Annotated in this window: 8 protein-coding genes; 4 read left to right on the top strand and 4 right to left on the bottom strand. The window is 69.7% G+C overall.

The annotated features are described in order from the left end of the window. Positions 1–4 precede the first annotated feature (4 nt). Both EAS64_RS33165 and EAS64_RS33160 read right to left on the bottom strand, forming a co-directional pair. Positions 5–976: a transketolase family protein gene (locus tag EAS64_RS33165; RefSeq protein ID WP_187366351.1), complete on the bottom strand. Its 972-nt coding sequence runs from the start codon at positions 974–976 to the stop codon at positions 5–7. Further along, a complete protein-coding gene (locus EAS64_RS33160) occupies positions 969–1,844 on the bottom strand; it encodes a transketolase (RefSeq protein ID WP_145859476.1) in 876 nt (291 codons plus the stop codon). The genes EAS64_RS33165 and EAS64_RS33160 overlap by 8 nt, the downstream gene beginning before the upstream one ends. Positions 1,845–2,185: 341 nt before the next feature. Here EAS64_RS33160 and EAS64_RS33155 point away from each other — a divergent pair, with 341 nt between their 5' ends. From EAS64_RS33155 to EAS64_RS33140, 4 genes are all read left to right on the top strand, one after another. Further along, entirely contained in the window at positions 2,186–3,502 is a 1,317-nt protein-coding gene (locus EAS64_RS33155) for a sugar ABC transporter substrate-binding protein (RefSeq protein ID WP_187366350.1), read from the top strand. A gap of 163 nt (positions 3,503–3,665) precedes the next feature. Beyond that, on the top strand, positions 3,666–5,375 hold the full coding sequence (locus EAS64_RS33150; protein ID WP_187366349.1) for a sugar ABC transporter ATP-binding protein: 1,710 nt from the start codon (positions 3,666–3,668) through the stop codon (positions 5,373–5,375). Next, positions 5,372–6,406, top strand: a complete 1,035-nt coding sequence (locus tag EAS64_RS33145; protein WP_145859471.1) for an ABC transporter permease — start codon at positions 5,372–5,374, stop codon at positions 6,404–6,406. Before EAS64_RS33150 ends, EAS64_RS33145 begins: the two co-directional genes overlap by 4 nt. Then, entirely contained in the window at positions 6,406–7,287 is an 882-nt protein-coding gene (locus EAS64_RS33140; RefSeq protein ID WP_145859469.1) for an SDR family NAD(P)-dependent oxidoreductase, read from the top strand. The genes EAS64_RS33145 and EAS64_RS33140 overlap by 1 nt, the downstream gene beginning before the upstream one ends. Positions 7,288–7,382: 95 nt before the next feature. On the opposite strand, the gene EAS64_RS33135 is transcribed toward EAS64_RS33140, so the two are convergent. Then, positions 7,383–11,423, bottom strand: coding sequence for an ABC transporter ATP-binding protein (locus EAS64_RS33135; RefSeq protein ID WP_145859467.1), 4,041 nt, complete (start codon positions 11,421–11,423; stop codon positions 7,383–7,385). 134 nt (positions 11,424–11,557) lie between these two features. Next, entirely contained in the window at positions 11,558–12,373 is an 816-nt protein-coding gene (locus tag EAS64_RS33130; protein ID WP_145859465.1) for a MerR family transcriptional regulator, read from the bottom strand. Between the last annotated feature and the right edge of the window lie 105 nt (positions 12,374–12,478).

The raw sequence follows: 12,478 nt of genomic DNA, 5'->3' as shown, positions 1-12,478 counted from the left end.
ATGGTCACCTCCTGACCAGGCTACGGGCCTTGGCGGCCACGTTGGACGGGGTAAGTCCGTAGTACTCGTACAGGTCGGCGGGCACGCCAACCTCAAGGTCCTTGTCCGGGAGCGCCACCTGGCCGAGCCGGACCGACAGCCCGGCCCGCGCGATGGCCTCGGCGACCAGGGAGCCGAGCCCGCCGGCCACGCTGTGCTCCTCGACGGTCAGCACATGACCAGTCTTCGCGGCGCTCGCCAGCAGCGCCGTCTCGTCGTACGGCCGCAAGTACGCGGCGTCGAACACGTCAGCCTCGATGCTGTCGTGCTCGTACAAGGCCTCAGCGGCGGCAGCGCACAGCCCCAGGCCCATCCCGTGCCCGATCAGCGTGACGTCCGAGCCGGTCCGCAGCCGCGGCCACTTACCGAACTCGTAGTCAGGCGCCTCGTCGTATACCCGCGAGACAGCCTCGGCGATCCTGATGTACACCGGGACCTCGAGCGACGCGGTGGACCGCATCAGGCTGACGCAGGAGGCAGCGTCGCCGGGGGACAGCACCACCGTGTTATTCATGGTCCGCGCGATGGCGATGTCCTCGACCGCGTAGTGCGAGGTGCCGAAGTACCCCATCGCGAGCCCGGACAGCCGGCCGACAAGGCGGACGGGCAGATGGTTGTAGTCCACGTCGGTGCGCCACTGCTCGCAGGTCTTCAGCATGCCGAACGGCGACATCGAGTAGATGTACGGGATGAGACCCGCGCTGGCCAGGCCCGCGGCAAGGGATACCGAGTTCGTCTCCGCGATGCCGCACTCGATGTACCGCTCGGGGAACTTCGCGATGAACTCGGCGACCGTGTTGGACATGTCCGCGGCCAGCGTGACGATCCGCTCGTCCTCCGCGCCAAGTTCGGTCACCGCGTAGCCCGCCGGGTTCGCGGTCATGGCGGTCTCGCGCTCGACGTCGCTGAAGACGTCGACCATCTTCTTCTCAGCCATTGGCCAGCTCCATCCGGGCGGAGATCTCCGCGACCACGTCGGCATACTGCTCCGCGTTGAGCAGGCCAAGGTGCCAGGCCTGCGGCTGCTTCTCCATGAACTCGACGCCGTGCCCCTTGCGCGTCCGCGCGATGATCGCGACCGGCTCTTCACTCGCGGGATCCGGCAGTTCATCAAAAGTCCTCAGCAGAACGGGTGCGTGGTGCCCGTCGATCTCGCGCACCGTCCACCCGAAGGCCTCGAAACGCTTGGCGAGCGGCTCGATGTTCATCGCCTGCGACGTCGGCCCGGCGCCGGAGAAGCCGTTCGCGTCGATGATCGCGACCAAGTTGCCGAGCTTGTAGTGCGAGGCGGCCATCGCGGCCTCCCAGACCTGGCCCTCCTGCAGCTCACCGTCGCCGGTGAGCACGAAGGTCCGGTAGTCGCGGCCGGTGAGCCTGGCGGCGAGCGCCATGCCCGCGCCGACCGACAGGTTGTGCCCGAGCGAGCCAGAAGAGAAGTCGATGCCGTGCGCGAGCTTCATGTTCGGGTGGTCGTTGAGCGGCGAGCCGACCTTGCCGAACTGCTTGAGCCAGTCGTGCGGGTAGTAGCCGAGGTCGGCGAGCACCGGCCAGAGCCCGGTGGCCACGTGGCCCTTGCCGAGCAGGAAGCGGTCCCTGTCCGGCCAGTTCGGCTCGGCGGGCCGCAGCCGCAGCGCGTGGTAGTACAGGGTCGCCACGAGCTCCGCGCAGGAGAACGTGGACGAGTAGTGGCCGAGGCCGGCCTGGGCGATCAGGTCGATCGTCTGCAGCCTGACCCAGTCGGCCCTGCGCAGGAGCTCGGCCTCGGTCAGCGCCCGGCCTCGCTCAAGGGTGATGTCTGCTGGCATGACGCCCAGCCTAAATTCGCCGCAACTTGTTGACAATATGCCGCGTTATCAGCGCGGCAGTCGATCTGACTGTGCCGGCCCACAAGGATTTACTGCTTAAATCGTTCTCAGTTATGCCCCTCATAAGGCGGGTGAATGAAGATACCTGTTAATGAGACGTTCGCAGGTCATGGCTATGTGCTGGGAAGACAACGTTCCGGCCGCTGCGGTACTGGCCCGATGATAGAAACCGAAGCGAGACCGGTTTTTGTCAACAGGCCTGTTGACAGTCCGAGAGCCGCCCTACAACTCTGTGGGCTAAGTGGTCTGGTGGACCCCCCAAGATGTAAATGCGAGGGCGCATGGATGGGATAAGCAAACGCAATCACCGGGCGGCAAGGGCCGCATTCGGTGGCCTGGCGGTGGTCGCGGCGGTGCTGCTCGCGGCGTGCTCGTCGAGCAGTTCAACCACTACTCCAAGCACATCGACAAGCAGCACCCCGGCCGCCTCACCCAGCAGCGCGAGCGCCGCGGCGACGGCGAGCTCAGGCGCGTCGTCAACCGGTGCGGGCGTCTCCGCGCTGCTGGCCGACGTCAACAAGTACGCGGCGGAGCCGAACTTCGGCGATTACGGGCCCAACTACGGCGGCAAGATCCCCAGCATCGCGAACCTGGCCGGGAAGAAGATCATGATCATCCCCGGCGTCAGCGCGCTTGCCGCGTGCGAGGAGATCGCGCAGGCGGCCTCTGACTTCGCCAAGGCCGCGGGCATGGTGCCGACGATCTTCGACAACCAGGGCTCGACCGCCGATCACAACACCGCGATCGAGAACGCGATCCACCAGGGATACGCGGCGATCATCATGGGCTGCGCGATGGACCCGTCGACCAGCGCGCCGGCGATCGCCCAGGCGCAGAAGGCCGGCATCGTGGTGGGCGTCTACGGCGGAACCCCGGACCAGGACAAGCGGGCCGGGACCACGTACAACACCGATGACCCCTATGCGCTCGACGCCACCCTGGCGGCCGAGCAGGCGATCGAGCAGCACGGCGGCAAGCCGTTCCACGCCATCGCGATCACGTCACTCGCGACGGGGCCGGCGACGGCGATCGAGGAGGCCGCGATCAAGGCCGAGCTGGCGAAGGACGACCCAGGCTCCACCCTGACCGAGGTCAACGTCGAGGTGCCCGACTGGCAGACGCAGATCGCCAGCACCGTGACCTCCCAGCTGCTGAAGTACCCCGACGCGAACGTCCTGTTCCCCGACTACGCGGGCGAGCTGACCTACGTGCTCGCGGGCATCCAGGCCGCGCACCGCACCGACGTGAAGACGTACCTCGCCTTCGGCGGCGGCACGCCGTTCGTTCAGCTGCAGACCGCCAGCCCGGGCAAGAACATCATCCAGAGCGACGTCAGCGAGTCACCGCCGTGGACCGGCTACCTGCTGTTCCTGCAGGCCGTCCGCGGTCTTGAGAAGCTGGCGCCCATCTCCTACGACAAGGCCATCGGCCCGGACCGGATCATCACGCCGGACAACGCCGTCGAGGTCCTGAACACCGGCGGCTTCGGAGATGACTGGGTCAACGGCTTCCGCGACCTGCTCGGGCTGCCTGCCCTGTCGGGCAGCGCGCTGCACGCGGCGTCGACCCTGAACGGCGCCATGGTCGGAAAGTCGTAGTGCCGGGCGCCCGATGGCAAGAAGCGCCATCGTATCGGGCGCCCAGCACTCCGTATCTCCCGGGGGGACGACCCCCCGTACCCCCCGATGTCCGCGCGGTTGGCCCCCAAATGCGGGGCCGACCGCGCGGACGAAATTGTGTATGACAGACAGGAGGCGTGTGTTGCCGGACAGCGGAACGCCGGGCGACTCAGACAATGGCGTTAGCCTGCAGGAACCTCCTGCGACCGGCGAGCAGGCAGCGGCTGTGCCCGCCGTCGAGGTGCGCGGCATCTCCAAGGACTTCGGCAGTAACCGGGCGCTGGACAGCGTCGACCTGAGCCTCGCGCACGGCGAGGTGCTCGGGCTGCTCGGGCAGAACGGCTCGGGCAAGTCGACGCTGGTCAAGGTGCTTGCCGGGGTCTACGACCCGGAACCGGGCGGACGCCTGTTCGTGGGCGGCGAGGAGGTCGCGCTGCCGCTTGCCCCCGGCCAGGCGAGCCAGATCGGGCTCAGCTTCGTGTACCAGAACCTGGCGCTCGCGCCCGGGCTTAGCGTCCTGGAGAACCTGACGCTCAGCCAGCGCATCGGCGGCGGCCTGAGCGCGTGGGAGCCGATCAACTGGATCGCGGAGCACAAGACCGCTGCGGCCGTGCTCGACCGCTATGACGTCAGGCTCGACCTCGACCGGCGGACGGGCGAACTGGCGCCGGTCGACCAGGCGCGGCTGGCGATCGTCCGGGCAGCGGAAGACCTCCGCAGGTACCGCACGCGAAGCGGCTACAAGCATTCGGTGCTCGTGCTCGACGAGCCCACCGTGTTCCTGCCCGAGGAGGAAGTCGACCGGCTCTTCGACCTCATCAGGACCGTGGTGGCCGAGGGGGCGGCGGTGCTGTTCATCTCGCACGACCTGACGGCGGTCCGCGCGATCACCGACCGCGTCGTCGTGCTCAGGGACGGCAGGGTCCTCGGCGAGGAGGTCACCGCCGACATCCGCGAGGAGGAGCTTGTCGACCTCATCGTCGGGGCGCCCGCACGGAACGGCGACAGCGCGCAGCCGGTACTGGCGCCGGTCGAGGACCAGCACGCGGTCGCGCTGACGCTGGCGGCGATGGAGTCCGCGGGCGACCAGGCCGCGGTGGCGGCGGGTGAGAGCGTGATCGTCGAGCACCTGACCGACGAGCGGCTGCACGACCTGTCGTTCGAGATCGGCGCCGGGGAGATACTCGGCGTGGCCGGCCTCATCGGCTCCGGCGCCGAGGAATTGCCGTACCTGCTGTTCGGCGCGCGCCCGGCCGGGTTCGGCACGCTGCGCCTTGGCGCCGAGACCATGGGCGTCGCGGGGCTCAGCCCGCAGCGCAGCGTGCGGGAGCGCATCGCCCTGGTCCCCGCGGACCGTGCGGTGCAGGGACTGAGCCAGTCGCTGACGCTGTGGGAGAACATCGTCATGCTCGTCGAGGGCGAGCACTTCAGGCGCGGCGTCTTCCACCGCGGCGAGCTCGTCACCCTCGCGCGCGAGGCCATCAGGCGGTTCCTGATCCGGCCGCCCTGGGCGCACAGCGTCGTCTCGACGTTCTCCGGCGGTAACCAGCAGAAGGCGCTGATCGCGAAGTGGCTGCTCGCCAGGCCGAGGCTGCTGCTGCTGCATGAGCCAACGCAGGGCGTCGACGTGGGCGCCAGGCGTGACATCTACCGCTTCGTCCAATCGGCCGCCGCCCTGCATCACATGGCGGTGCTGTGGGTGACAACGGAGTTCGGTGAGCTGGCGGAGGTCTGCGACCGGGTGATCGTCGTCACCCAGGGGCGGCACACCGCGACGCTGGCCGGCGAAGAGCTGACCGAGGAAGCAATCAGTGCCGCGGCATTGCGGCAGACCAGGGAGGACAACAGATGAGCGCGCCAGCTCCAGTCGATGAGGCCCGGCAGGAGGACCACCGGGCGGAGCGGCCGGCGCCATCGGCGCTGTTGCGCGTGGGGCTTCAGCGCTACGCGATCGTCATCGTGTTCGCCGCCCTGATCGCCGGGTTCGGCATAGACATGCCCAGCCTGTTCCTTACGGTCGGCAACCTCTCCAACATCCTCGGCTCCCAGGCGGTGCTGTTCATCCTGGTGATGGCCGTGCTGCTGCCGACGGTGGTGGGCGACTTCGTCGACCTGTCGCTCGGCTCCTCGCTCGGACTGTCCGCGATGACCCTGGCCGTGCTCAACGTGCAGCACGGAACGCCGGTCCTTGTCGCCTGCCTTGCCGGGATCGGCGCGGCGGTCGTGGTCGGCCTGGTCAACGTCTTCTTCGTGGTGTACTTCGACAACGACCCGTTCATCGTGACGCTCGGCACGATGACGATCGTGCAGGGCGTCATCTACATCGTGTCCGGCAACAACAGCGTCGGGATCGTCTCGACCAACCTGTCGAACTGGATCTTCACGAACGAGTTCCTGTCGATGCCGCTCGAGTTCTACTACGGCCTGGCGATCTTCCTCGTCGTCTGGTACGTGCTCAGCTTCACGCCGACCGGGCAGAAGGCCCTCGTGATCGGGCAGTCGCGCGAGGTGGCACGGCTGAGCGGCGTCCGGGTCAACCGCCAGCGGGCGTGGGCCTACATCATCGGCGCGGCCATCGCGGGCGTCGCGGGGATCGCCTACGCGGGCACCAACGGGACGGTGGACCCAGGGGCAGGCAGCGCCCTGATCCTGCCGGCCTACGCTGCCGTCTTCCTCGGAGCGACCGCGATCAAGCCGGGTCGCATCAACCCGCTTGGCGCCCTCATCGCGGTCTACTTCCTCGCGACGGGCACCGTCGGACTCGAACTGCTCGGCGCGCAGAGCTACTACCAGCAGATCTTCTACGGTGCCGCGCTTGTCGCGTCGGTCACGATCCCGAAGGTGAACCGCGACCGGTTCTTCAAGCGGCGCCGGGCCGCCTGATGAGCGTCGTCGACGACCTGTTCTCGGTCCGCGGCAAGGTCGCGCTGGTCACCGGGGGAGCGTCCGGCCTCGGCTACGCGTTCGCCGAGATCCTGGTGCAGGCCGGTGCCAACGTGGTCATCGCGGACTGGGACAACGACGCCCTGGAGAAGGCGGTCCGCTCGCTCGGCGAAGCCGGGCTCGCGGCCGGGCGTGAACCCCCGCACCGCGGCGTCTCGGAAACCGGCGGCATGAAGGGCCCGCCGCTCGTCAGCGGCCGGGGCGCGGACGTCAGCTACCCGAGGGCGGTCAGCGAGCTTGTCGACCGCGTCGTGGCCACCCACGGCAAGATCGACATCGTCTTCGCCAACGCGGGCATCGCCCGCGGCCGCCCGCCGCTGCTGCCCGCGGGCTGGCTCGACGACATGGACATGGCCGCCTACAAGGCGCTCATCGACGTGAACCTGCACGGCGTCGTGTACACCGTGCAGGCGGCGGCGCGGCACATGAAAAAGCAGCGCTCGGGCTCGATCGTCACCACCGCCTCCACGGCGGGCATGCGCAACGACCCGTACACGCCGTACTCCTACGCGATCGCCAAGGCGGCCGTCGTCAACTTCACCAAGCAGGCGGCGCACGACCTGGCCCGCTGGGGCGTGCGCGTCAACGCGATCGCCCCGGGCCCGTTCAAGACGCACCTGGGCGGCAAGGAGCCGACCTCGGCCGAGGCCGACGCGATGTGGAGCGCGGTGGTCCCGCTCGGCCGGATGGGCGACCCCAAGGAGATCCGCGGCCTCGCCCTGCTGCTCGCCTCCGACGCCGGCAGCTTCATGACCGGCGGCATCTACCCGATCGACGGCGGGGCTCTCCTCCAGGGCCCGTCCCTCCCGCCCCCTGACTAACCCCAGTCACCACAGCCCCAGCCGAAAAAGAGCGGGTGTACTTCCGACCACATACGGTCGTGAAGTACACCCAGTCTTCGTTGAGCCTGCCACGCCTAGGCGGCGTACTCCGTCTCGCCGACGAACGCCGCCCACAGGCCGGCGTAGACGCCGTCCCGCGAGAGCAGCTCGTCGTGCGTGCCGGTCTCGGCGACCCGCCCGCGGTCCATCACGATGATCCGGTCGGCGCGCGCCGCCGTGGTCAGCCGGTGCGCGACCACGATCGTGGTCCGCCGCAGGGCAAGCTGATCCGTGGCCGCGTTGACCGCGGCCTCCGATGCCAGGTCGAGCGCGGCGGTCGCCTCGTCGAGCAGCAGGATGTCCGGGTCGGCGAGCTCCGCGCGGGCGAGCGCGATGAGCTGCCGCTGGCCGGCCGACATGTTGCGCCCGCGCTCGCCGACCTCGTGGTCGTACCCGCCGGGCAGCCGCATGATCATCTCGTGCGCGCCCACCGCCTGCGCGGCACCGACGATCTCGTCCAGCGACGCGGACGGCCGCGCGTACGCGATCGCGTCCGCGACCGTGCCGGTGAACAGGTACGCCTCCTGCGGCACCACGCCGAGCCGGTGCCGGTACTCCGTCAGGTCGTAGGAGCGCACGTCAACCCCGTCGACCAGCACCGCGCCGCCCGTCACGTCGTAGAACCGGGCGATCAGCTTCACGATGGTGGACTTGCCCGCGCCGGTCTGCCCGACGAGCGCCACCGTCTCGCCTGGCGCGATGGTGAAGGAGACGCCGCCGATGGCCTCGGCCGCCCGCGCGTTCTCGCCAGTGCCGGACTGTGCCTGGCCGGAAAGCGCCGACCCCGTCGTGTAGGAGAACCGCACGTCCCGCAGCGTGATCTCGCCGCGGAACCCGGAAGCTGGCACCGGCACCACATCGTCGGGCAGAGCCTCCGGCACGGAGGTGCGCAGCCGCAGCAGGTCCTTCATCCGCGCCAGGCCGACCGAGGCCTGCTGGTACCCGTCGAACACCTGCGACAGCTGCTGGATCGGCGCGAACACCATGTCGATGTACAGCAGGTAGGCGATCAGCGCGCCGACCGACAGGGCGCCCGACCGCACCTGGCTCACCGCGACCACCAGCACGAGCGCGGAGGCCAGCGTGGACAGCGCCTGCACGAACGGGAAGTACAGCGCGATGTACCGCTGCGCCCGCAGCCGCGACTGCCGGTAGGCGAACGAGCGGCCGGCGAACCGGTCCCTGTTGGTGCCTTCGCGGCGGAACGCCTGGGTGACCCGCAGTCCGGCCACGTTCTCCGCCAGGTCCGCGTTGACCACCGAGATCCGCTCCCGCGCCTCGGTGTAGGCCTTGGACGACTTCAGCCGGAACACCACGGTCGCGACCGCGAGCACCGGCACGATCGCCAGCACGAGCAGCCCGAGCCGCACGTTGATCACTAGCATCGCGACGAGCACCCCGGCGAAGGTCAGCAGCGAGCTCACCATCGTCACCAGCCCGGTCTGCAGGAAGGTGGACAGCGCGTCCACGTCGCTGGTCATCCTGGTCATGATCCGGCCGTTCAGCTCGCGCTCGTAGAAGTCGAGCCCGAGCCGCTGCAGCTGCGCGAACAGCTTCACCCGCAGCGTGTAAAGCAGCCGCTCGCCGTTGCGTCCGACCACCATGGTCTCCGCCGCGTTGACCACCCAGTCGCCGAGCACGATCCCGAGACCCGCCAGGGCCATCAGCAGGACGAAGTGGAACGCCTTGTCCTGCACGCCGGAGTCGATGCCGCCCCGCACAAGCGCGGGCAGCGCCAAGTTGGCCGCGGCGTCGAGCCCGTCGAGCACGAGCCCGGCGATCAGCGCCACCGCGATCGGCGCGAGCAGCCGCCGCAGCGTGAACCGGTGGTCGGCGGCCCGCGCTCTGCCCAGGTCCACCCGCGGCTCGTCCTTGATGGGCGGCAGCTCCGCCACCTTGGCGAGCAGCTCGGGGCTCGGCGGCACCGAACCGATCATTCCGTCCATGTGCGCGCCGCCCGCCGCGCCGCGGCCCGCGCGCCCGCCGCGTACCGACGCACCACCGCGTCCGACGGCTGGTGCCGCCGTGAGCGCGCGGCTCGCCGCCACGTCCCTAGACCCAGCCGCCGAACGGTTGCGTGGCTCCGACCACCGCGCCCCGTTCCCCTGACCGGCATCGGCGCCCACGGCCCTGAGCGCTGCCGCCCCGATCTGGCGCGGCGCGTCCTGGCCTTCCGCGTCAACGCTCACGGCGGTGAGCCTCCCCGCCGCGCCCTGGCCCGCCGCGCCTTGGCCTCCGTCCTGGCTCGCAGTGTCGGCGCTCGCCTCGGCGGCCACCGCGACACCGGGCAGCTCGCCCGCGTCCGCGCCCTCGACGCCCTCGCCGGGCCCGGTGATCAGCACCCGGTACAGCTCGCAGCGCTGGGTGAGCTCCTTGTCGGTGCCGATATCCGCGACCCGGCCGTCGGCGGTGAGCACCGCGATCCGGTCGGCCAGGTTAAGCGTGGACTTGCGGTGCGCGATGAGCAGTGTGGTCCGCCCGGCCATCACCCGGTGCAGCGTGGCGTGGATCTCCGCCTCGATCCGCGGGTCGACCGCGGAGGTGGCGTCGTCGAGCAGCAGCAGCCGCGGGTTGGTGATCAGCGCCCGGGCGAGCGCGACCCGCTGACGCTGCCCGCCGGACAGCGTGAGGCCCTGCTCGCCGACAACGGTGTCATAGCCGTCGGGCAGTTCGCGGATGAACTCGTCCGCCTCGGCGGCCCGCGCCGCCACGACAACCTGCTCCCTGGTGGCGTCGGGCCGCCCGTAGGCGATGTTGGCGGCGACGCTGTCGGAGAAGAGGAAGGATTCCTCCATCACCATGCCGATCGCGGACCGCAGCGACTCCTGGGTGACGTCGCGGACGTCGTGGCCGCCGATCTTCACCGCGCCGCCGCGCACGTCGTAGAACCGGGGGAGCAGCAGGGACAGCGTGGACTTGCCGGACCCTGACGGCCCGATGACGGCGACGGTCTCGCCGGGCCGGACGGTCAGCGAAAGCCCGCGCAGCACCGGCTGCGACGGCACGTAGCCGAACTTGACATCGTCGAACTCGATACCGTTCGCGTCCGCGGGAAGCTCGGCGGCGTCCGGCTTGTCGGTGATCGTCGGCTTGGAGTCGATGACCTCGAACACCCGGATGACGCTGGCGCGCGCCTCCTGCCCGATGGTCACCAGGCTGGTCAGCATCCGCACCGGCCCGGTGAGCTGCGCCAGGTAGCTGGAGAAGGCGAGGAAGGTGCCGAGCGTGACGTCGCCGTGGATGGCAAGCCAGCCGCCGAGCGCGAGCACGCCGACCAGGCCCAGGTTCGGTATCGCGGTCAGTGCTGGGTTGTACCTGGCGGTGAGCCGGATCATCCGGAGCCGGGAGCCGAACAGTTCCCTGCTCGCCTCCTCCATCCGCTCCATTTCCTGCTCTTCCTGGCCGAACCCCTTGACCACGCGGACCCCGCCGATGGCCTCGTCGACGATCCCCGCGACATCGCCGACGACCTGCTGCGCGTGCCAGGACGCCGGGAACAGGCGGCGCCGTGACGCCTGGGCGATCAGCCAGAGTGCCGGGGCCACCGCGAGCGCCACCAGGGAAAGCAGCGGCGACAGGATGATCATGATGACCAGCGAGAAGACGAAGAGCAGCAGGCTGCCAAGCAGCAGCGGCACCCACTGCAGCAGCCCCTGCACCATGTTGATGTCGGAGATCGACCGGCCGACAAGCTGCCCGGTGTGGATCTCGTCCTGCCGGGCGCCGTCCAGGCTGGACAGCGACTCGAACAGGTCGGTGCGCATGGTGTGCTGCACGTCGAGCGCCATCTTCCCGCCGCGGTACCTGCGCAGGTAGACGCCGATGAACCCGGCGATGGCGGCCGCGCCGAGCGTGATCGCGAGCGGCCAGACCGACTCCTTGGGCGACACGATGACGTTGTCGATGATCGACCGCTGCAGCAGCGGTATCAGCAGCGCGGTCGCCGTGAACAGCAGCGACCCGCCGAGCGAGATGATCACATCCCGCTTGAACCGCCAGCAGTACCTCGCGAGCCGCCGGATCCAGCGCCCCTGGTTCGCAGAAAGCACCTCGTCGTGCCGGTTTCCGATGCTCATTCCACTCCGCGTCCGCTCGTTCCCGTCCCCGTCGGCCGGTCCAGGTCCCTGTGATCCGGGTCACTGGAGCCACCCCGCGTCAAACCACAGCAACACCGCGGAAACATAATTCATTTCCCGAGCTAACGACTTTCTCAGGCCTGCCAGGGGGCGAGCGGCCAGCAGACCTCGGTCCGCCACTGCGTGCTGTCACGGTTGTCGAGCGGGTCGGTGAGGTACCGCTCCCGCACCGGCCCGGTGCCGTCACGGCCGTGCGCGCCGGCGTACGTGCCGAGCGCGGCGTAGGTGCGGTCGACGTCGCGGTGCGGGCCCTCGTGCAACGCGACGGCGAACCGGCCGGCCGGCAGCTCCCAGCGCGCGCCGGTGCCGTCAAGGGCGGGGGAGTCCCTGACCGGCAGGTAGACGCGCGCATGCCCGGCGTCCTGGGTGAACAGCTCGTCGTCGTACAGGCCGCCCGCGGGCCCGGTCTGCTCAAGCCCGGCCGCGACGGCGGTGGCTCGCAGGCCGGCCAGGGCGTCGAAGAACCAGGAGTCGATGTCGGTTCTCGCCAGGTAGGTGGCGGCGGAGACCGCTGGGCCGCCGTCGAGCAGCCGCTCTTCGATGGCGCCGGCCGGCGGGCCGCCGTCGAGCATCCGGCGCAGCGAGTCGACCGCGGCTTCGGTCTGCCGCAGTTGGTCGCGCAGCCGGTCGAGATGGCCGGCCAGGATCACGTCGCGCGCGGCGAGGTCGGGGGCGGCGAGGACGGCCTTCACGTCGGCCACCGGTAGTCCGAGATCGCGGAACCGCCTGCCAAGCTGCGCGGAGTGCGCCTGGCCCGGCTGGTAGTAGCGGTAACCGCTGTCCGGGTCGACCAGGGCGGGCTCAAGCAGACCCACGTCGTGGTAGTACCGGAGCGTCTTGACGCTGAGGTGGGTGAGGCGTGCGAACGCCCCGATGGAAAGCCGCTGCATAGCAGAAGTCTCGGCTCTCCACCCAGGGGAGGGTCAAGCGGCACGGCGCGTGTTGACTCTCCCCTGGCTGGAGCCCTGAGGGTGGGTCCGAAGCACCTGGACCAA

Origin of the sequence: Trebonia kvetii, assembly GCF_007827045.1 — a bacterium.
Taxonomy (GTDB): Bacteria; Actinomycetota; Actinomycetes; order Streptosporangiales; family Streptosporangiaceae; genus Trebonia; species Trebonia kvetii.
Note: the sequence above shows the minus strand (reverse complement) of the source record. Positions and strands in the feature narration are given on the sequence as shown.